The organism is Staphylococcus sp. HMSC14D10 (assembly GCF_001808125.1).
Classification (GTDB): domain Bacteria; phylum Bacillota; class Bacilli; order Staphylococcales; family Staphylococcaceae; genus Staphylococcus; species Staphylococcus haemolyticus.
This window is the reverse complement of sequence record NZ_KV792272.1, coordinates 51,465-71,588: the sequence shown is the minus strand read 5'-3', so window position 1 is coordinate 71,588 and position 20,124 is coordinate 51,465. Positions and strand designations below refer to the sequence as shown.

Genomic DNA, 20,124 nt, shown 5'->3' with positions numbered 1-20,124 from the left:
GTAACAGGTTGTTAAAGCGCTTTCAATATTTTTTCGTTCTAAACACTACGTGATCCCATTTTCTTTATTAATTTAATAAAAAGACTTTGAGCATTGGGTTCATCAAGTTCATCAATTAACTTAAGCGCCTTAGCTAAATATTTGTCACTAATTGCTTTTGATTCTTTAATACTATAAGAATTTCTAATCTGTTCAATTAGAGGTTTAAACTCTTGAGATTCAGATTGATGATTTAGAGCAGCAATTTTTTTCTTAAATGACGTATCTTTTTTCATTTCAAGTAAAACTGGTAACGTTATATGTCCATTCATTAAATCGCTACCAACTGGTTTGCCAAGTTTCTTTTCAGTGCTAGTGAAATCCAAAATATCATCTACTATTTGGAAACTCATACCAATATAATGACCTATCATTTTAAGTTTTCGAATGGTTTCATCATTAGCTTCTGAAGTAATTGCTCCTACTTCAGTTGCTAGCTGAATTAATAAAGCTGTTTTTCTATTGATACGTCTCAGATAGTTAGTAATACTTTGTTCGCTATTAAATTGATCTTGAAATTGGAATAACTCACCAAGTCCTACATTTACAATTGAATTTGAAATTATGTGATGAATTCGATTGTCACGAATTTCAGATAAATGTTCGAGTCCTAATGCTAGTAGAAAGTTTCCAGTTAGTATTGCAGTAGTAACATCCCATTTTTTTACTATGGTTAATCGTCCACGTCGTTTGTCACTCTTATCTATAACATCATCATGAACGAGCGTTGCCATATGAATTAACTCTAATGCAACTGCGACGCGATACGTGTCTTCTGTTTTCTTTTGTGGACCGAATTGACTACTTAATATAACAAATGCCGGTCTAACTCTTTTACCTCCTGAAGAAAGCAAATGTGATGAGGCTTCACGTAATATTGGATCATTGCTTTCAATAGCTTTTTGAAGGCGTTTTTCTACATTTTTTATCTCGCTATTCATGTTTAACTTTGCCACGTTAATCACCTTTTATTTAGTCGAACTTTTTTGTTTATAGCCTAGATGCATTGCAGCAACGCCACCTGTAAAGCTACGAATTTTAATTTTATTAAAGCCAGCATGTTCAAACAATTGTTTTAACTTATCCTTATCTGGAAAATCGAACGTAGATTGTTGTAACCATTCATATTCTTCTTTTGATTTGGCAAATAATTTACCAAATACTGGCATTACAAATTTAAAGTACAATTTATAAACTTGTTTAAACACAGGCATTGTTGGTTGACTTGTTTCAAGACAAACAATCATTCCGCCTGGCTTTAAGACTCTGTTCATTTCTTTTAATGCAACTAAATAATCAGGTACGTTACGTAGACCGAAACCAATAGTTACATAATCAAATGAATTATCTTCAAACGGTAAATTCATTGCATCGCCATGTACTAAATGAATATTGTTCATATGTTTGGTTTTTTCTTTACCAACTTCTAACATGTTTTCACTAAAGTCTAAACCCGTCACCTCACCATGAGCACCAACTGCTTTACTTAAGGCTATTGTCCAATCAGCAGTACCACAACAAACATCAAGTGCTTTACTACCAACTTTAACTTGCATATCTTTCATTACATGTTTACGCCATACTTTGTGTTGTTCGAAACTAATTATGTTATTTAAACGATCATATTTACTTGAAATATTTTGAAAGACTGTATGAACTTGTTCTTTTTTTGCATTATTTTCAGTCATTAATATTACCTCTACTTTTCTCTATATAACTTTGATTGATATCTTTTAAAAACTGATGTACATCAGCGGCTTGATACATTTTAAGGTAAGATGGATAGTAATCATCAACCTCAGGAATTAATTTTTGATACAAATTTAAAGGGGCTACTTGTTCTTTACTGAAATGAGACAAAGTTATATATGGGAAGATTGTTTCTATTTCAATAATTGCATCATAGATATCTTCAGTTTCTATTACTTGATGATGTAAAGATGATTTTAATTCATTAGATTTAACAATTGCTTTACTCATTGCTAATTGAAAAGTTGGATCATTTATTTCAGCTAACAACGTATAAAAATGAGCACTTAGCAAATCACCAATCAAAATAGATTTCTTTGACTTTTGATTTTGAGTAATTTCATCAAGGTGTTTCATTGAAGTATCGATAGTGAGGCAAGCAAGTTTAGCATTCTCAGGAATATCATAACAATCTAATAATTCACCCAATCTAGAGTTTATGTTAATAGCTTCATAGTCATGAATTCCCTTAAGCTTTTGATTAATTTGTCTATTTAATTTGCTTATAGTTCTTTCCATGTTCACACCTCACGTTATTATCACTATACATCTTAACATTATATGAATAAAAATAAAATATAGCGACTTAACGTTACAATTACTTTATTTATTGAATTGAAAAGCTATTACGGAATAACAACATACATAATATAGTAATAAATTATATGCATTAATTCTCTAAAATGATTTATGTATAAAAAAAAGCCCTTTATAGGGCTTTTAAGTAAATTATTTAACAGCATCTTTTAATGCTTTACCAGCTTTAAATGCTGGAACTTTACTTGCAGGAATTTCAATTTCTTTACCTGTTTGAGGGTTACGTCCTTTACGTGCAGCACGTTCACGAACCTCAAAGTTTCCGAAACCAATTAATTGAACTTTTTCACCTTTAGAAAGTGATTGTTGGATTGATTCGAAAACAGCATCTACAGCTGAACCAGCTTCTTTTTTAGTTAAATCAGCTTGTTCTGCAACTGCATTAATTAAATCAGTTTTATTCATTACGAGTTCACCTCCAGATGAATGATAATGATATCTTTATATCATTATGCTATGACTTTAACACAACAATTAATGTTACCGCAATAATTTATGCACTTAAAACACTGAAATATCAGTATTTTATGTACAAGTCTGCGAAAAATTTTTGATAATGAGTAATATTACACTTTATTCAGATTTTTTATCTCTTCCCATTAAATCTTTAACACTGTCTTTAACCGGATTATCTTCGAATAAAACCTTGTAAAGTGCATTAGTTATAGGCATATCAACATTTTGTTGTTTAGCTAAATGGTATACAGAATTAGTAGTATAAATCCCTTCTACTACCATATTCATTTCATTTAAAGCTTCATCCATCGTTTGGCCTTGTCCTAATTTAAATCCTAAAGTGTAATTACGTGAATGCGTTGATGTACAAGTAACAATTAAATCTCCAATACCACCAAGACCTAAAAATGTCATTGGATCAGCACCTAATTTTTCACCTAATCTGCTTATTTCGGCTAAACCTCGTGTCATTAAAGCAGCTTTAGCATTATCACCATAGCCCATGCCGGCTACAATACCACTTGCAACTGCAATGATATTTTTTAATGCTCCTCCTAGTTCAACACCGACTAAATCATTATTAGTGTATACACGTAGATAATCATTCATAAATAAATCTTGAATCAATTTGCTAACTTTTTCATCTTTTGATGATGCGGCGACTGTAGTTGGTTGTTTAATCACTACTTCTTCTGCGTGACTAGGACCTGATAAAACACCGATTCCACCATTGTGTTCTTCTGAAATTGAATCTTCAATCATTTCTGAAACACGTTTGAATGTATCATTTTCTATCCCTTTTGCAACATGTATAAAAGTTTTCTTAGTATCAATTAAATTATCAATTTCACTTGTAACTTCGCGCATTGCTTTAGTTGGTAGAGCCATTAAATATATATCAGTAAAATTTACGGCTTCTTTAATATCACTAGTTGCTTTAATACTACTATTTAAAACGACATCTTTTAGATAGCGTTTATTTTGATGGTGATCATTTAATTCTTTCACACTATCTTCATTTTTTCCCCACATTAAAACAGTATGTCCATTTTCAGCTAATACATTAGCTAATGCAGTACCAAAACTTCCCATACCAAAAACAGTAATTTTAGTCATAGTTTTATCTCCTTCTTAGTTTCTTCTTCTTGGAATGATGTGAATAGGTGTTCCTTCAAAACCAAATGCATGACGGATTTGATTTTCAAGGTAACGTTTGTAAGAAAAATGCATTAGTTCGACATCATTAACGAATACAACAAATGTTGGAGGCTCGATAGCTACTTGTGTAGTATAGAATACATTTAAACGACGGCCTTTATCTGTTGGCGTAGGATTCATAGATATAGCGTCAGTGACAACTTCATTTAAAGTAGAACTTTGAACACGTTTTTTATGGTTTTCGCTTGCTTCATTAATATATGGGAATAACGTGCGTAAACGAGTGCCTTCCTTAGCAGAAACAAAAGCAATTTGAGCATAATCTAAAAATTGGAACTGATTTCTGATATCATCAGCAAATTTCTTCATTGTGTTACTATCTTTGTCAACTGTGTCCCATTTATTCACTACAATGACAACTGCTTTACCTTCTTCGTGAGCATATCCTGCAACACGTTTATCTTGCTCAATTATACCTTCCTCAGCATCGATTACAATCAAGACTACATTAGATCGTTCAATTGCTTTAAGTGCACGTAGTACTGAATATTTTTCAGTTGATTCATACACTTTCCCTTTTTTACGCATACCTGCTGTATCTATTAAAACATAATCTTGTCCATCAAAACTGTATTCAGTATCAACAGCGTCTCTAGTAGTTCCTGCAACATTTGATACAATAACGCGTTCTTCACCAAGAATTGCATTTACTAAACTAGATTTTCCTACATTAGGACGACCAATTATTGAGAGTTTTATAGTATCTTCATCATATGGATCTTCAGTTTCTTCATTAAAGTGCTTAACTACCTCATCTAATAAATCTCCTAAACCTAAGCCGTGTGATCCTGATATTGGATATGGATCTCCAAAACCTAATGAGTAAAAGTCAAAAATGTCATTTCTCATTTCAGGGTTATCTACTTTATTAACGGCCAATACAACAGGCTTTTTAGATTTATATAGCATCTGTGCAACCATTTCATCACTTTGGGTTAAACCTTCTCGTACATTCACCATAAAGATAATGACATCTGCTTCATCAATTGCGATTTCAGCTTGTGCTCTTATTTGGGTTTGAAAAGGAGCATCTCCTATTTCTATTCCACCAGTATCAATAATATTAAATTCATGTGTTAACCATTCGCCTGATGAATATATTCTATCACGTGTAACACCAGGTGTGTCTTCGACAATTGAAACACGTTCACCTACTACTCTATTAAATATTGTAGATTTCCCTACATTAGGCCTACCTACAATAGCTACAATAGGTTTCGTCATAAGCTAACTTCCTCTCTTTCTAAAATCTCTATAATTTTATCATATGACCTACTTATTTCAAACTAAGTATGTAAGTTAAGCAAAAATATGGTTTTTAAAACAATAAATCTCGCTACATTTCATAATTTAATTACCATTATGATCCTTTAAATTGTGAGAAAATGAAAATTCCCAATTAAAGTCTTAAACTTTAATTGGGAATGAGTTTGTATAATAACTTGAGATTAAAATTTTAAGTCTTTAAATTTATCGCCAAAGACATCACCTAATGTTGGATTGTCTTCATTTGAATCATTACTTAAATAAGATTGAGTTGTAGCATCATCGCTCTCAACAACGTCCTCTTTAGGTAATGTAGCTTTAATTGAAAGTGAGATACGTTCATTTTCTTCATCTATACCTAAAATTTTAGCATTAACTTGTTGTCCTGGCTCAAGTTTTTCACCTGGTGTGCCAATATGTTCATGAGCAATTTCTGAAATATGAACTAAACCTTGAACACCTGGAGCAATTTCAACGAAAGCACCGAAGTTAGCTAAACGCGCAACTTTACCTTCAATAACATCATCTTCATGAAATTGTCCTTTAATGCTTTCAAATGGTGTAGGTAAAGTATCTTTGATAGAAAGTGAAATACGTTCAGCATCTTTTTCTACAGACTTAACTTTTACATCTACTTCTTGACCTACAGAAACTACATCTTCTGGAGAATCAACATGTTCATGAGATAATTCAGAAACGTGGACTAAACCATCTACGCCACCGATATCAACAAAAGCACCAAAGTTAGTTAGACGAGCGACTTTACCTTTAATAACATCACCAGCATTAAGTGATTCTAATAAAGAAGCTTTTTTTACATCATTTTCAGCTTGCTCTACTGCTTTACGGCTTAAAATGACTCTATTATTTTCAGGATCTAATTCTTCTACTTTAATGCGAATAGTTTGTCCATCGAATACAGAGAAATCTTCAATGAAATCAGTTGAAATTAGTGAAGCTGGTACAAAACCGCGTTGACCTACATCTACAACCAGGCCACCTTTAACTACTTCTGTAACTTTAGCCTCAATTATTTCGTCATTATCAAGTTTTTCTTGTAAATACTCATATGATTTTTCAGTTTCAAGTTGACGTTTTGAAAGAATATACGCACCTGAGTCATTTTCTTCATCAACTTCGATTTTAGTAACATATGCTTCAATTTCATCACCTTGTTTAACTACCTCACTTGGGTTCTCAATATGATGAGTTGAAAGCTGGCTAATTGGAATGATTCCATTGAATTTGCCACCATTAATATGAACTACGACTTGTTTGTCTTCAACTTGTTGAACCTCACCAGTGACTTTGTCACCTTCTTTAATATCATTAATCATTGATTCATTGAATTCTTCAGTCATCTTGTTTGCCTCCTTATACACTACATACATATAACATCTTATAAACCAGTAGAATTGTCAAGAAATTCCCCTTTAGTTTCATAAGTTCTTAAAAAAATTATCAATTATTAAAATTATAAAATGAAAATTTAACTGATTTATAACTTTTGAAAATTTAAAATTTTTATACGAACTAAATGTATGTTATACGATTAAAAAAGTGCTTAATTGTTACCACTTTTAATTATATAGAATAAAAATAGCTATTTAAAATAATTCGCACTTTAAACTTAGTTAAGTACGAATCACTCTAAATAGCTGTCATTATTTATCTAAATATTGTTAACCAAAGTCATTATTTCTTCAGTCACTTCTTCAATCGTTTTACCAGTTGTATCCACTGTGACGGCGTCATCAGCTTTTTTTAAAGGTGAAATGTCCCGATTCATATCGTAATGATCTCTTTCTTCTATTTCTTTTTTTAATTGTGATAGTGTTGATGGGATACCTCTTTGTTCGTTTTCTTTTTGACGTCTTTCAGCTCTTTCTTCAACTGAAGCGATCATGAACACTTTTAATTCTGCATCTGGTAATACTACTGTGCCAATATCTCGGCCATCCATAACAATTCCTTTTTTAGCTGCTAGATCTTTCTGCTTTTCAACTGCAAATGTTCTAACAGGTTCTTTAGAAGCAACATAAGATACATTTTGAGTTACATCATTTTCTCTTAAAAAATCAGTGACGTCTTGATTATCTAATAAAATTCGTTGTCCTTTACTTTTGTCATAGGTTAATTCCAACGTCGTTTGATTAACGAGTGTTTTAAAATCCTCTGGTTTATCATTTTGAAGATATTTATAAGTAATCGCACGGTACATTGCACCTGTATCAACGTAAATCATAGACAATTTACTAGCTACTTGTCGTGCAATAGTACTTTTACCTGCAGCTGCAGGACCATCCAAGGCAATATTAATTAAGTCCATATTATTTATCCTTCCTTGTTGTTTTATTTGTATTATTTTATCATAAATATGTAAATTAAAAATAGGAGGAACGAAATGAAAAGATTATTAGTTATACATACTGGTGGCACAATTAGTATGTCCCAAAACCAATTTAGTCAGGTAGTAACAAATGATGTGAATCCAATATCTCTTTATAGAGACATTATTGGCCAATACGCTGATGTTGATGAAATTCATCCATTTAACATTCCGTCTCCTCATATAATAATTCAAAATGTCGAGAAGTTGAGAAATATAATTATTGAAGCTAATGAGACAGATAAATATGATGGTTTTGTAATTACACATGGTACTGATACTCTTGAAGAGACTGCATACCTTTTAGATTTATTATTAGACATTAGATGTCCTGTTGTTATAACTGGTGCAATGAGATCTTCTAATGAGATTGGTTCCGATGGATTATATAATTTCATTTCATCAATTCGTGTAGCCTCTTCTAGTGAAGCAAATGACAAAGGCGTTATGGTCGTATTCAATGATGAAATACATACTGCTAGAAATGTAACGAAGACGCATACTTCTAACATCAATACCTTCCAAAGTCCAAATCAAGGACCATTAGGAATATTAACTAAAGATAATGTTCAATTCTATAATCAACCTTATAAACAACAGTCATTTAAAATAATAAATTATCAGTTGAAAGTACCATTGATAAAAGCTTATATGGGTATGGAAAGTGACATATTTAATTTTTATGCGCAACAAAACGTAGATGGTATCGTCATTGAAGCTTTAGGCCAAGGAAATTTACCTCCAAGTTGCTTGAAAGGTGTCCAATCTTGTTTAAATAATAATATACCTATTGTGTTAGTTTCTAGATCTTTTAATGGGATTGTAAGTCCAGTTTATGCCTATGAAGGTGGTGGCTTTCAATTAGCGAATAAAGGTTTAATATTTTCAAATGGATTAAATGGTCCTAAAGCAAGACTTAAGTTACTAATTGGCCTAAGTAATCAACTCAATATTGTAGAATTAAAAAATTATTTTGAAAAGCAAAATTAATTACAAGATTTTAGAAAAATAATGTGATTTAATTTGATTTGCTTGAGAAGTTACTACTTAATAATCTTTTGGTATCATATTAATTTATCTTCATAAGGATGATAAGAGCTGAGAAGACACTAATGTTGCGTCGTTCTCAGCTCTTATTAACTATACTGCTGTTTTATACTTCTGTCCTTAACTTTCAAGTGGTGTTTGCTTTTTACTTAAAATACTCTGAGTAATAATCCCGCCATGATATTTACCATTTTCAATAAAGATTGCATTATTATCATTACCTGCAGCAATTACGCCAGCAATATAGCAATTCTCAACATTTGTCTCAAAAGTTTCTTTATTATGAACTGGAGCAGTTCCATATTCATTTGTATTAATTTCAATTCCAATAGATTCTAAGAAATCGTAATCAGGGTGATACCCTATCATTGCAAATACATGATCATTAGGTATCTCTGTAACTTTACCGTTCTTTTCATAAATCACGCTATTCTCTGTTATTTCAGTAACGTTCGAATTGAACTCCATAGTGATTTTTTCATGATTAACTAATGATTCAAAATTTGGCAATATCCATGGTTTAATGGCAGCTGAATATCGATCACCTCTGTATAGTACAGTTACATTTGCACCTGCTTTTTCTAATTCTAATGCAGCGTCAACAGCAGAATTTTTACCACCTATGACAGTAACATCTAAATTAAAAAACGGGTGTGCTTCTTTAAAATAATGTTGTACTTTAGGAAGTTCTGCCCCTTTAACCTCTAACTTATTATGTTGACCATAATAACCGGTTGCAACAGTTAAAAATTTACACTCATAAACATCTTTAGTAGTTGTTATTGTGAACTTATTGTCAATTTTTTTAACAGTGAGTACTTCTTCAAATGCATGAACATTTAACTGATGATGTTTAACAACTTCTCTATAATATACTAGTGCTTGATTGCGTCGGGGTTTACTTTCTTCGACTATAAAAGGAATATCACCGATACTTAATTTATCACTAGATGAGAAAAATGTTTGGTGTGTTGGATATTTATATATAGCATCTACAACATTCCCTTTTTCGATGACTAATGTATCAATACCCTTTCTTTTTTGTTCAATAGCAGCACTTAAACCGCATGGGCCTCCGCCGATAATAATACTTTCTATGCTTTGCATGTCATTGGCCTCCTTTAATCACCCATATATTATAGCAGTTGTTTCGCTATTTCTAAATAGAATAGCACTCACAATATTTATATAAAATTAAAATTATATGTGCATTGAAACAAAAAAAGACTGAAACAATTTTGTTTCAGTCTCTTTAGAATGATGATTAAGTTATTGTGGGATTATTAATTTTTGACCGTTAGAAATATTATTACTTGATAAGCCATTAGCTTGTTTAAGTTTATTTACATTTTCAACAGTACCTTCTCCGTAGTATTGAATAGCGATACGGTATAAGTTTTCATTACCTGATACTACGTGAGTTTGTTGTCCTGAATTAGAACTATTTGATTGATTATTATTGCTGTTACTTTGACTGCTACTGTTTGAAGTAGCTTGAGAGTTACCATTGTTATTGTCACTATTTGAGTTACTACCAATATTATCTGATGATGAAACGTTATCAGATGAATTTGATGAAGTACTATTATCTGAAGTGCTACTATTATCATCACTTGAATTACTAGATGATTCATTGTCTGTTGTAGCTTTGTCATTTGAGTCGTCATCATTAGTTACTTTGTCTTTATCTTTGTCACTGCTTGCTTTGTCTTTGTCGCTATCATTACTAGCTTTGTCTTTACTATCTTTGTTGTTATCTTTGTTAGCAGTTTGTTCTGTTTTGTTATCTGCTTGGTTGCTATCTTTTTTATCGTTGTTTAAATACATTCCAATAAAGATAGCAAGTGCAGCTAGAATAAGTAATAAAGCGATAAGTGGAAGTAAAATACCTGCTAGACCACGTTTCTTTTTACCATTGTGAGCTTGGAATCCATCATTACCATCGTCATGTTTATGATTTCTATGATCGTCTTGATGATCTCTGTTATGGCTATGATTATCTTTATGGTTATGATTATTATTTTTATGGTCTTTTTTATGTTTTGCAGCTGCTACTCCAGCTGCGCCAGCCGCACCAGCTGCACCGGCACCAACTGCTGCTTTTTTACCTTTATTACCTTTTTTGGGTTCTTCTTTAGAATGGTTATTTTTGGCGTCAAGATGGTCGTCATGAAGGTCTTTATCATGTTTTCTGTTTTGATCATATTGATTATCGTTATTTAAACCACGATCATCTTTATGTTCGTTATATTTTGAGTCATGATGTGCATCTTTTTTACGTTTGTCTTTTGCAGCTTTAGCACCAGCAGCTCCAGCGACTGCGGAACCTCCAGCTATATCAGCGTCTTTGCCATGTCGAGACTTTTTGTTTTGTTGATCTTTGTGATTTCGATTATCTTGACGCTCATCGATACTTTCTTCATGATTACGACGATGACGATCCTCATCATTCAAACTATCATTATCATAGTCTTTATCATGTTTTCTATTTGATGCTTCATGACGATTATTTCTACGTGAAGCATCATCATTAAAGTCTCTATCAAAAGAACGTTTGTCATCCTTATGTATTGGCTCGTTATCTAGATGCTCTTCTTGCTGATTGTGTTGTAACTCATTGAAAGAGTCTTCATCGTGTCGATCATCAAGTGAACCATTAGCATTTGAATCAGAACTTTGATTATCAAATTTTCTGTTTTTATTAGTAGCTTGGTTACGTCGTCTTTGACGTCTTTGTGCGTTTCTAGGTGGGAATTGTTGGTCTGATTGATTATCAAAATCATTGGCCTCATTTGAATTTTCATCAAACTCGTTTGTATTATCTTCGAAATGATCATCAGAATTAATAGACTGACGATTTTTTTCGAAATCATCTCTAAAATTATTTTTAGACACGGTCATCATCCTCTCTTAAATAATTATTTAAATATCACATACCATATACCCCACAAAGCGTGAAATATGTATAGTATTTAAATATTTCTTGAAAAACTTTAAGTATTATAATTATATCCTCTTAAAATAAATTTAGTAAAGAAAAGCAACTATACTTTAAATAAATATTTTAACTTTTCAGTATAACTTAATTTTCTTTTAACTTTTTTTCTATTGGTAACTTTTATAGGCATCAAATTAGAATCTATATCACAACATTGCTGAGGTTGAGTTGGATTATCACCAAAAAATTCTAATAAATAACGACGTCTACATTGATCTAGGGATGTATAACCGATCATTCTTTGATAACCTAATTTTTTTCGAATTAATGAATTGTCAAAAATTGTTTTGAGTACGTTGGATGAATATCTTTGACTCAATATGGTTAGTATTTCTTGCTTTTGAGGAGGTAAAAAAGCACCTATATCAAAAGCATCGATGTCTTCAGTAGTTATCGCATCACTAAACAATAATGTCTCTAATATATAGCTATCGTCTGGCTGATATAGACTAATCGCTTGGCTTTGTAAATTATCTCTCCCGGCTCTACCAATTTCTTGTAAGTAATTTGAAGGACTTGTTGATAAATGAAAATGGATGACTGTTCTAATGTCTTTTTTATTAACGCCCATGCCAAAAGCACTAGTAGCCACGATAACGGGTATAAAGTTCTCCATAAATTGATTTTGTACAGTATGTCGTTCTTGATAAGATAAATCACCATGATAAATACCGGTTAAATAACCATGGTCGTATATCATATTGGCTAATTCTAAACAGACCTTTTTAGATGAAACATAAATAATAGTTGGACCGGATTGTTCTAAAAAGTTTAATAGCCACTTAATTTTAGCACCATCATTTTCAAAGTTAAGATGAGAAAAAGATATATTCTCCCGATTCATAGAAGTCTTAATTACGTTTAATTTCCTAGATAAGATAAGATTCAAGTCGTTTTCTAAATGAGGTGGTGCTGTAGCTGTTAAAGCCAGTATTGATGCATTTTTATAATGAGATGTTATCTTACCTATTAATGCATAATGAGGTCGGAAATCATAACCCCATTCAGATAAACAATGTGCCTCATCAAGTACAATTAATCCGAAGTCAATTTTCCTAATTAATTTAAAGTTTTGTGTTTGTAAAATAAATTCTGGACTTAAAAAAACAAAGCGACTTTTGTGTAATGAATTTATATTTTGTTGTTTTTCATTTTCATCCATGCCTGAATGAATAGAAGTAACAAATTTCTCACCTTGAGCTTTCAATTGCATCACTTGGTCATCCATAAGAGAGATTAACGGAGATATTATTAATGTTGGCTTTCCTTTCATATAGGTTGGCATTTGGTAACATAAGCTTTTACCACTCCCCGTAGGAAGAATACCTAGGGTATCTTTCTTACTAACTACACTTTCGATTATTTTTTTTTGACCAGGATTAAATGATGAGAATCCGAACCATTCTCTCAATTTTTCTTCAAGCACTCAATTCACCTCTCTCAATACCGACTATTAACAATTTAATTTGAAAATAAGATAATTGATCAAATTCTTCTTTATATAATTTTAATCTATGTCCTCTGTTTTGATAATAAAATGCTATAAATTCACTTGTTTGTGGGCCATTAACAAAGGTTTGGTATTCTGAAAAATATCCTTTTATAAATAATTCAAGAACGTGATCTTCGATTGTGTTAATTTTAACATTTTGGGTCACTGCAGCCTCATCCATAGAAAGACCTTTGAGTAATTGATGATACGTAATTGTCGTTTTATTTAACAAAGTCGGTAATATGATTGTTTGAGTTAATATAGGAAATTGTTTATCGTTTTCTAATGCAAACATCATTTGCACTAAATTATTGAGTTCAAGTTCAAATAACTTAGTTACAGGTATATCTTCTATTAAAGAAACCTGCTGTCGCGTATACATAGGTTCTTCATAACCTTGTAGATAATAATGGATTAAACAGTTGTTACTACATTTTTCATCAATAAAATGAAAGAGCTGTTCGATTTCTTTTTCAAAATCATCAACTAAATTTTGTTCCAGTATTTTTGAATAGATTTGTTTCACTCTACTTTGAACAGTTATTTGTTGTGTAATTGGTATAAAGTTTAAGTGGTTGTTTTTAAAATGAGTTATAGTTTGTATTAGTAATTGAATGCAACTAAAAGTTTGAATCATACTATCGTATGTATATCTTGGATGTATTGTAATGTCAGTATTTTGATTATTATAGGTATCTAAAAATCGCTCAAAAGACGGATATTTTAATTTAGGTAAACTATGATATAATGATAAAAGTTGTTGGGAACATGCATCAAAAAATGTTTGATGTGATTTTTTTCCATTCAAAATATTATAAATACTTTTATTGGTTTTATAATCGAATGAATGATTTGATGCATAGGTAATAATTGAGTGCATTAATGAATCCTCACTTTATATAACTAATAGAATAGTAAATAAATTAATCGAAGTGTTATTTAACATTTGTTATACTAGTGTAGCATTTTTATCAAAGGAGGCGAAGAATTTGGCAAAGTATACAATCGTTGATATGGATACATGTATTGCTTGTGGAGCATGTGGTGCTGCTGCACCTGACATTTACGATTATGACGACGAAGGTATTGCTTTCGTAATCCTTGATGATAATCAAGGTACTGCAGAAGTACCAGAAGAATTATATGAAGATATGGAAGATGCGCTTGAAGGTTGTCCGACTGATTCAATTAAGATTGAAGAAGAACCATTTGATGGTGATGCTCTTAAATTTGAATAGTCACATATTATGAGTGAATTAATAAGGAAACCTCCTAATGTTGAACTAATTAGTTCAACATTAGGAGGTTTTCTATGATAATACGCGTTTTAATCTTCTGTATAAAAGCGCAAATATAATTGAAATCACGATACCTTTTATAATATTGAAAGGTATAACACCTGATAAAATGATAATTTTTAGATTGTTGAAGACATCACCTAAATTAAAAATTATTCCATATAATGGAAGTAAAACAAAGTAATTCAGTATACTAAGTACGATAGTCATTACTATAGTACCTATTGCTAGCCCCACAACCAATGAACGTGGTGTATCACTATGACGGCCTTGACGCTTAGTTACATAATAAGCGGATAACAGGAAACTAACACCTGCTAAAAAATTGGCAACTGGACCAACAGGATCTCCCATATTGAATAAAAAATTAAGTATATTTTTGATAAGTGCTACTAAAATACCAGCAATGGGACCTAAAAGAAATGTTGCTAATAAAGTTGGAACATCACTAAAGTCTAATGTTAAGTATGGTGGTAAAAAAGGTAGCGGAAATTTAATGAATGTTAAAATAAACGCTATGGCACTTAACATGCTAATAGTGATAAGACGTTTGTTTTGTTGCATATTTAATTTTCTCCTTCCATTCATCTTACATAGAATAGGAGATAATTTTGAACAACAAAAAAACCTCCATCTTCTCCCATCCAGACTATACTGTCGGCTTCAGATTTCCACTGAATCAGCCACTTCAAAGAAGCGGGTCGCAGGCTTAATTTACTGCCGGTTGGGAATTGCACCCTACCCCGAAGATGAATTATATAATTGATTAATTTAATTTTTATATTACCTTATGTGAAAGCATTGCGCAATAATGGTGCTTAGACTTATTTAAAAAAGAGCAATACACCATTCTTAAGTACAAGGTGTTTGCTCTTAGATAAAATAAATATATTAATAGGTATATTTATTTTTAGGCTTTGGTAACTTAATTATGAATGTTGTACCTTTGTTTACTTCACTTTCAACTTTAATAGTACCACCATGTTCTTCGATTATCATTTTACAGATAAATAGTCCTAAACCAGTCCCCTGTTTACCTCTAGTTCTTGAAGCCTCTACTTTATAAAATCTGTCGAATACGAGTTCAATATGCTCTGGAGATATGCCGCTACCAGTATCTTTAATGTACAACGTTTGATAGGAATCATCCGTAGTTGTTGTAATTGTTATTGAATCACCTGGTTGAGTATAACGTGTGGCATTGTCAATTAAATTTGTTAGAACTTGGTCTATGCGATCGGCATCGTATTCCCATAATTCATCACCGATGTTTGGTTCTAATGACATATTTAATTCTAAATCATCAGCCTGTTGTTTATATTTCATTTGCATTTTAGATAGTATAGGTTTAATGGGTTGTTTTTCTTTATTAACAGTTAAACCCTCTGCATCCATGCGAGCCACATTTAATAATTCATTTACTAATCGATTTAAACGTTTCGTTTCATCTAATACAATTGATAAAGAATCTCGAATTTCTTCTGGTTCGGTTACAATACCATCTACAATTGATTCAGTGTAACCTTGTAATAACGAAATAGGTGTACGTAATTCATGTGAAACATTGGCAATGAAATCTTTCTTCATCTGATCTAAATTATGTTCATTAGTCATATCTCTTATAATGACTACAATTCCACTACGGCCATCTTGTTGAATTCTCTCTACATAACTCATGATTATGACGTAATATTTATTGTTAATCTCGTATTCTTGGAATTCGGTGTCTTTTGAAACAAATGTAGTTTCAATTTGCTTTTCAATTTCTTTATATACAGTTTTGTCTATTGATTTAATAATATCGTCAGCCATTTTATTTGAAAGAATAACTTCCCTCTTATCATTTAAACCCAATACACCTTCAATCATAGAATTAATCAAACTATCTCTTATATTTTTTTGAGTTGAAAGTGCCTCTATATTCTCTTGTATTTCAGAACTCATATTATTAAACGTATGTGATAATTCGCCTATCTCATCTTTAGTTGAAACACTTGTCTGTTTTGAATAATCACCTTTAGAAATATTAATAGCTTGAGTTCTAAGTTGTCGTAAAGGTTTAGTAATTCTATTTGACAAAAAGAATGCAAATATTGTTGAAATAGCGATAAATATAATGGCGGTGATTAAAATGATAATGGTAATTGCATTATTAGTATCTTCAATAGACTTTAAATCTTGATAAATGAATACTGCACTATATTTTGAATTTGCATTTTCTTGTGCTTTCATAGGATAGCCTAACAAAATATAGGAATGGGAATTACCGTTATTACTTATTGTTATATTTTGAGTGGTAGACTTTCCTTGAGAGAAGACGCGTTGGAATTGCGAATTCTTGTGTATCTCTTCAAGCATTTTGTCTTTAGTATTGCTATTTGAACTTTTAAAACTTGAAGACTTATTAGCCATTATAATAACGCCACCTGATCCATCTATTAATTGTTGGCTGTGTTCTATGGCTAAAGTTTTATTATCAGCTTGTTCAACTAAGTGGCTGATTCTAGACGCATCTTCTCTTATAGCATTTTCAGTTTGTTGTGTGTAGTAGTATTGTATAAAAGTAATTAATGCCGCACTTAATAAAATTAAAACTGTCGTTACTATGAAAAGTATAGTTAACCACAGTTTTATTACCACACTATTTAGTCGATTCGTCATTAGACTTTACCTCGAATTTGTAACCAACACCCCAAACAGTTTGAATCATATGTGCAGCATCTTCTGATACACGATTAAGTTTCTCACGCAGGCGTTTAACATGAGTGTCTACTGTTCTTAAATCACCATAAAATTCATAATGCCATACTTCTTTTAAAAGTTGTTCACGATCAAACACTTTATTAGGTGTCTTAGCTAAATAAATAAGTAATTCGTACTCTTTTGGAGTTAAATTAACTTGTTGGTTATCTGCTAATACACGATGTGCATCATTATCAATAATTAAATGATTAAATTCAATAACATCTCTTGCATGAGGTTCACTTTGTTCAGGTTTAGAAGATTGCGTTCTACGTAATAATGCTTTTACTCTTAAAACAACCTCTCTTGGTGAGAATGGTTTGACGATATAATCATCTGCGCCAGACTCAAATCCTTCTACCCTATTTGTTTCTTCGCCTTTAGCTGTAAGCATAATAATAGGTGTGTCTTTATGTTCACGTAACTTAGATGCTACTTCAATACCTTCCATTTCTGGTAACATCAAGTCTAAAAGTATGCACGCATAGTCATTTTCTATAGCAAGATTATAAGCTTCTTTGCCATTACTTGCTTCATGAATCGTAAACGATTCTCTCTCTAGGTATAGTTTCAATAATCTTCTGATTCTATCCTCATCGTCTACAATTAATATTTCATTTGTCATTTTGTTTATACCTCCTACACATGCTCAATTCACTCATTATTATAGCATACAGCATGATTGAAAGCTTTACTTTAAAGTTAACTTTGTGAAAAAAATAGCAAGAGAAATTAATATCATTTAATTTCTCTTGCTATTGTAAAATATACTTCATTTATTTTCCGTTTTCTGCCATATGTCTTAATACTTTAACTTCATGAGGTGTCAGTACTCTGCCCTCACCTGCATTTAATCCTTTAAGGTTCAAATTGCCGAACTCAATTCTTGTTAATTTATCAACTTGATGTCCAAAATGCTCGAACATACGACGAACTTGTCGATTTCGTCCTTCACTAATAGTGATTTCTACAAGTGTAATATTTTTATCTTTATCTTGCTTTTTTACTTTGACTTGAGCTGGTTGGGTAAAACCATCTTCAAGTTCAATTCCATTTTCTAAAGCTTTAACTTCTTCTCTCATGAGGTAACCTTTTAATTTAGCCACATATTTTTTTTGAATATGATATCTTGGATGAGTCATTAAGTTTGTAAATTCGCCATCATTAGTAAGTAACAATAATCCTGATGTATCATAATCTAATCTACCAACAGGATAAATTCTTGTCTCTAAATCTTTAAAGTAGTCAGTAACCACAGTTCGTCCTCTATCGTCAGACACACTTGTTATAACTTGAGTTGGTTTATAGAACAAAATATACATTTTGTCTTCTTGTTCAATTTTAATTCCTTCAACCTCAACTGTATCAGAACTTTTTACTTTAGTACCTAATTCAGTTACGGTTTGCCCGTTAACTTTAACTTTGCCTTCGGTAATTAAAGTTTCAGCTTTTCTTCGTGAAGTGTATCCACTATTAGCAATTCGTTTTTGAAGCCTTTCTAATTCTTTACTCATTTTGTATCTCCTTTTTGATTTACTAAATTACTAAAGAAATCTTCCATTTCTTCTTCATCTTCTTCAGTTGTTGGTAAATCTTCCATTTTTTCTATTCCAAATACATTTAAAAACAAATCCGTTGTTTGTAAAGCATGACTACGAGAATTTTCTACATCTTTAGCTTCAATTAATCCACGTGCAATTAATGTTCTAACTGCACCATCAGAATTAATTCCTCTAATTAATTCTATGTCACTACGACTCAATGGCTGATTATACGCAATAATTGATAATGTTTCCATTGCAGCTTGAGATAATTTCATATTAGATTTTTGTTCAATTAATTGTTCGATATAAGGTGAAGCTTCTTTTTTTGAAGTTAAAATATATGTTGAACCAAATTTTTGAATTATTAAACCACTAGAGGTGTATGATGAAATTAATTCAGATAATTTAGCTTGATTAATATCGAGAATTTCTAATAATTGCTTTTCGTCAAGCCCTTCATCCCCAGCTGTGTATAGTAATGCTTCTATGATTCCGTGTTTATCCAATATTAAAATTCACTCCTCTAATGATACGTATATCATCAAAATTTCTAACTTGTTCTATGTTAATTACTCCTGATTTAGACATCTCCAATATAGCTAAAAAGTGAGTAACCACCTGTTCTATTGGCTCGCTAAAAGTAAATAAACTGAAGAAATTAAAAGATGTATGATGCTTTAATTGTGTAGTTACCTTTTCAGTAGCTTGTTGAATAGTGAAACTTTCTTTAATTATTTCAACTGTCTTAGGTTTATTAAGAGCTAATCTGCTTTTAACGCGTTGATAAGCAACAATTAAATCTGTTAAATCTAAGGTTTGGCTTTCATCCCATGTTACGTTTTTCTCAAGATGGGATAGGTCAGTTGGGTGTTTAGTAAAATAGTGCTCTCGCTCTTCTTTTTTCTCAGTTAACAATTGTGTGTATTCTTTATAATTTTGATATTCAATTAATCGCCCTACCAAATCTTCACGAGGATCTTCTTCAAGGTTATCGTCTACATCATGTTGAGGGAGTAATAATTTACTTTTTATCATTAATAGCTCTGAAGCCATAACTAAATATTCACTAGCTACATTAATTTCTAGTTGCTTCATAGCGTGGACGTATTGCATATATTGCTCTGTTAATGATTTCATTGGTATATCATAAATATCAATTTCATATTTTTGAATTAAGTGGAGTAGCAAATCTAATGGGCCATTAAAGGCATCTAATTTTACTTCATACATATTAATCGTCCTCATATTGAATCTCTATCGTGCATAATTTCCTAAAATATTATAGCATG

The 20,124-nt window shown here is 31.4% G+C and carries 20 protein-coding genes and 1 riboswitch; of the genes, 2 read left to right on the top strand and 18 right to left on the bottom strand.

The window, feature by feature from the left end:
- Positions 1 to 38: 38 nt before the first annotated feature.
- The 8 genes from HMPREF3134_RS11135 to cmk all read right to left on the bottom strand — a co-directional run bounded on the left by HMPREF3134_RS11135 (position 39) and on the right by cmk (position 7,654).
- On the bottom strand, positions 39 to 995 hold the full coding sequence (locus tag HMPREF3134_RS11135; RefSeq protein ID WP_011275739.1) for a polyprenyl synthetase family protein: 957 nt from the start codon (positions 993 to 995) through the stop codon (positions 39 to 41).
- 12 nt (positions 996 to 1,007) lie between these two features.
- Positions 1,008 to 1,727: a demethylmenaquinone methyltransferase gene (locus HMPREF3134_RS11130; protein WP_070442953.1), complete on the bottom strand. Its 720-nt coding sequence runs from the start codon at positions 1,725 to 1,727 to the stop codon at positions 1,008 to 1,010.
- Positions 1,720 to 2,307: a heptaprenyl pyrophosphate synthase subunit A gene (locus tag HMPREF3134_RS11125; RefSeq protein WP_070442950.1), complete on the bottom strand. Its 588-nt coding sequence runs from the start codon at positions 2,305 to 2,307 to the stop codon at positions 1,720 to 1,722. The genes HMPREF3134_RS11130 and HMPREF3134_RS11125 overlap by 8 nt, the downstream gene beginning before the upstream one ends.
- A gap of 210 nt (positions 2,308 to 2,517) precedes the next feature.
- Complete coding sequence (locus HMPREF3134_RS11120; protein ID WP_011275733.1) at positions 2,518 to 2,790, bottom strand: HU family DNA-binding protein; 273 nt, start codon at positions 2,788 to 2,790, stop codon at positions 2,518 to 2,520.
- Positions 2,791 to 2,958: 168 nt separating this feature from the next.
- Complete coding sequence (locus HMPREF3134_RS11115; protein WP_059747522.1) at positions 2,959 to 3,957, bottom strand: NAD(P)H-dependent glycerol-3-phosphate dehydrogenase; 999 nt, start codon at positions 3,955 to 3,957, stop codon at positions 2,959 to 2,961.
- A gap of 15 nt (positions 3,958 to 3,972) precedes the next feature.
- On the bottom strand, positions 3,973 to 5,283 hold the full coding sequence (gene der / locus HMPREF3134_RS11110) for a ribosome biogenesis GTPase Der (protein ID WP_070442947.1): 1,311 nt from the start codon (positions 5,281 to 5,283) through the stop codon (positions 3,973 to 3,975).
- Between the two features lie 224 nt (positions 5,284 to 5,507).
- A complete protein-coding gene (rpsA, locus tag HMPREF3134_RS11105; protein ID WP_070442944.1) occupies positions 5,508 to 6,686 on the bottom strand; it encodes a 30S ribosomal protein S1 in 1,179 nt (392 codons plus the stop codon).
- A gap of 311 nt (positions 6,687 to 6,997) precedes the next feature.
- Positions 6,998 to 7,654 carry a (d)CMP kinase gene (gene cmk / locus HMPREF3134_RS11100; RefSeq protein ID WP_011275729.1) on the bottom strand — a complete coding sequence of 219 codons (657 nt, stop codon included), beginning with the start codon at positions 7,652 to 7,654 and terminating at the stop codon, positions 6,998 to 7,000.
- Positions 7,655 to 7,729: 75 nt separating this feature from the next.
- Between cmk and HMPREF3134_RS11095 the strand changes: the two genes are divergently transcribed.
- Complete coding sequence (locus tag HMPREF3134_RS11095) at positions 7,730 to 8,704, top strand: asparaginase (RefSeq protein ID WP_070442941.1); 975 nt, start codon at positions 7,730 to 7,732, stop codon at positions 8,702 to 8,704.
- Positions 8,705 to 8,881: 177 nt separating this feature from the next.
- Here HMPREF3134_RS11095 and ypdA read toward each other — a convergent pair whose 3' ends face one another.
- The 4 genes from ypdA to HMPREF3134_RS11075 form a co-directional block, all read right to left on the bottom strand.
- Positions 8,882 to 9,868 carry a bacillithiol disulfide reductase YpdA gene (ypdA, locus tag HMPREF3134_RS11090; protein WP_070442938.1) on the bottom strand — a complete coding sequence of 329 codons (987 nt, stop codon included), beginning with the start codon at positions 9,866 to 9,868 and terminating at the stop codon, positions 8,882 to 8,884.
- Between the two features lie 162 nt (positions 9,869 to 10,030).
- Positions 10,031 to 11,662 (bottom strand): elastin-binding protein EbpS, encoded by a 1,632-nt coding sequence (ebpS, locus tag HMPREF3134_RS11085; RefSeq protein ID WP_240556435.1) that lies wholly within the window; start codon positions 11,660 to 11,662, stop codon positions 10,031 to 10,033.
- A 143-nt stretch (positions 11,663 to 11,805) separates the two neighbouring features.
- On the bottom strand, positions 11,806 to 13,185 hold the full coding sequence (locus tag HMPREF3134_RS11080) for a RecQ family ATP-dependent DNA helicase (RefSeq protein WP_070442931.1): 1,380 nt from the start codon (positions 13,183 to 13,185) through the stop codon (positions 11,806 to 11,808).
- Positions 13,178 to 14,131, bottom strand: a complete 954-nt coding sequence (locus HMPREF3134_RS11075; protein WP_070442929.1) for a YpbB family protein — start codon at positions 14,129 to 14,131, stop codon at positions 13,178 to 13,180. The genes HMPREF3134_RS11080 and HMPREF3134_RS11075 overlap by 8 nt, the downstream gene beginning before the upstream one ends.
- 109 nt (positions 14,132 to 14,240) lie before the next feature.
- Between HMPREF3134_RS11075 and HMPREF3134_RS11070 the strand changes: the two genes are divergently transcribed.
- Positions 14,241 to 14,489, top strand: coding sequence for a ferredoxin (locus HMPREF3134_RS11070; RefSeq protein WP_002449743.1), 249 nt, complete (start codon positions 14,241 to 14,243; stop codon positions 14,487 to 14,489).
- A gap of 72 nt (positions 14,490 to 14,561) precedes the next feature.
- Here HMPREF3134_RS11070 and HMPREF3134_RS11065 read toward each other — a convergent pair whose 3' ends face one another.
- From HMPREF3134_RS11065 to HMPREF3134_RS11040, 6 genes are all read right to left on the bottom strand, one after another.
- Positions 14,562 to 15,113, bottom strand: a complete 552-nt coding sequence (locus HMPREF3134_RS11065) for an ECF transporter S component (RefSeq protein ID WP_070442926.1) — start codon at positions 15,111 to 15,113, stop codon at positions 14,562 to 14,564.
- 64 nt (positions 15,114 to 15,177) lie between these two features.
- Positions 15,178 to 15,304, bottom strand: a riboswitch (FMN riboswitch).
- A gap of 136 nt (positions 15,305 to 15,440) precedes the next feature.
- Complete coding sequence (locus tag HMPREF3134_RS11060) at positions 15,441 to 17,210, bottom strand: ATP-binding protein (RefSeq protein WP_070442923.1); 1,770 nt, start codon at positions 17,208 to 17,210, stop codon at positions 15,441 to 15,443.
- Positions 17,191 to 17,916 (bottom strand): response regulator, encoded by a 726-nt coding sequence (locus tag HMPREF3134_RS11055; protein ID WP_037550503.1) that lies wholly within the window; start codon positions 17,914 to 17,916, stop codon positions 17,191 to 17,193. Before HMPREF3134_RS11055 ends, HMPREF3134_RS11060 begins: the two co-directional genes overlap by 20 nt.
- Before the next feature lie 151 nt (positions 17,917 to 18,067).
- Positions 18,068 to 18,805 (bottom strand): pseudouridine synthase, encoded by a 738-nt coding sequence (locus HMPREF3134_RS11050; protein ID WP_011275719.1) that lies wholly within the window; start codon positions 18,803 to 18,805, stop codon positions 18,068 to 18,070.
- The gene (gene scpB / locus HMPREF3134_RS11045) at positions 18,802 to 19,341 is read right to left on the bottom strand and encodes an SMC-Scp complex subunit ScpB (RefSeq protein ID WP_070442919.1); all 540 of its coding nucleotides are present in this window, start codon (positions 19,339 to 19,341) and stop codon (positions 18,802 to 18,804) included. The genes HMPREF3134_RS11050 and scpB overlap by 4 nt, the downstream gene beginning before the upstream one ends.
- Complete coding sequence (locus HMPREF3134_RS11040) at positions 19,334 to 20,065, bottom strand: segregation and condensation protein A (RefSeq protein WP_070442916.1); 732 nt, start codon at positions 20,063 to 20,065, stop codon at positions 19,334 to 19,336. Before HMPREF3134_RS11040 ends, scpB begins: the two co-directional genes overlap by 8 nt.
- Between the last annotated feature and the right edge of the window lie 59 nt (positions 20,066 to 20,124).

Bases quoted from the DNA above. Each gene is read 5' to 3' on its own strand.
- HMPREF3134_RS11065 (WP_070442926.1), bottom strand. From the start codon at position 15,113: ATGCAACAAAACAAACGTCTTATCACTATTAGCATGTTAAGTGCCATA.
- ebpS (WP_240556435.1), bottom strand. From the start codon at position 11,662: ATGACCGTGTCTAAAAATAATTTTAGAGATGATTTCGAAAAAAATCGT.
- HMPREF3134_RS11050 (WP_011275719.1), bottom strand. From the start codon at position 18,805: ATGAGTAAAGAATTAGAAAGGCTTCAAAAACGAATTGCTAATAGTGGA.
- der (WP_070442947.1), bottom strand. From the start codon at position 5,283: ATGACGAAACCTATTGTAGCTATTGTAGGTAGGCCTAATGTAGGGAAA.
- HMPREF3134_RS11060 (WP_070442923.1), bottom strand. From the start codon at position 17,210: ATGACGAATCGACTAAATAGTGTGGTAATAAAACTGTGGTTAACTATA.
- HMPREF3134_RS11125 (WP_070442950.1), bottom strand. From the start codon at position 2,307: ATGGAAAGAACTATAAGCAAATTAAATAGACAAATTAATCAAAAGCTT.
- ypdA (WP_070442938.1), bottom strand. From the start codon at position 9,868: ATGCAAAGCATAGAAAGTATTATTATCGGCGGAGGCCCATGCGGTTTA.
- HMPREF3134_RS11075 (WP_070442929.1), bottom strand. From the start codon at position 14,131: ATGCACTCAATTATTACCTATGCATCAAATCATTCATTCGATTATAAA.
- HMPREF3134_RS11040 (WP_070442916.1), bottom strand. From the start codon at position 20,065: ATGTATGAAGTAAAATTAGATGCCTTTAATGGCCCATTAGATTTGCTA.
- HMPREF3134_RS11095 (WP_070442941.1), top strand. From the start codon at position 7,730: ATGAAAAGATTATTAGTTATACATACTGGTGGCACAATTAGTATGTCC.
- HMPREF3134_RS11055 (WP_037550503.1), bottom strand. From the start codon at position 17,916: ATGACAAATGAAATATTAATTGTAGACGATGAGGATAGAATCAGAAGA.
- HMPREF3134_RS11115 (WP_059747522.1), bottom strand. From the start codon at position 3,957: ATGACTAAAATTACTGTTTTTGGTATGGGAAGTTTTGGTACTGCATTA.
- rpsA (WP_070442944.1), bottom strand. From the start codon at position 6,686: ATGACTGAAGAATTCAATGAATCAATGATTAATGATATTAAAGAAGGT.
- HMPREF3134_RS11120 (WP_011275733.1), bottom strand. From the start codon at position 2,790: ATGAATAAAACTGATTTAATTAATGCAGTTGCAGAACAAGCTGATTTA.
- HMPREF3134_RS11130 (WP_070442953.1), bottom strand. From the start codon at position 1,727: ATGACTGAAAATAATGCAAAAAAAGAACAAGTTCATACAGTCTTTCAA.
- cmk (WP_011275729.1), bottom strand. From the start codon at position 7,654: ATGGACTTAATTAATATTGCCTTGGATGGTCCTGCAGCTGCAGGTAAA.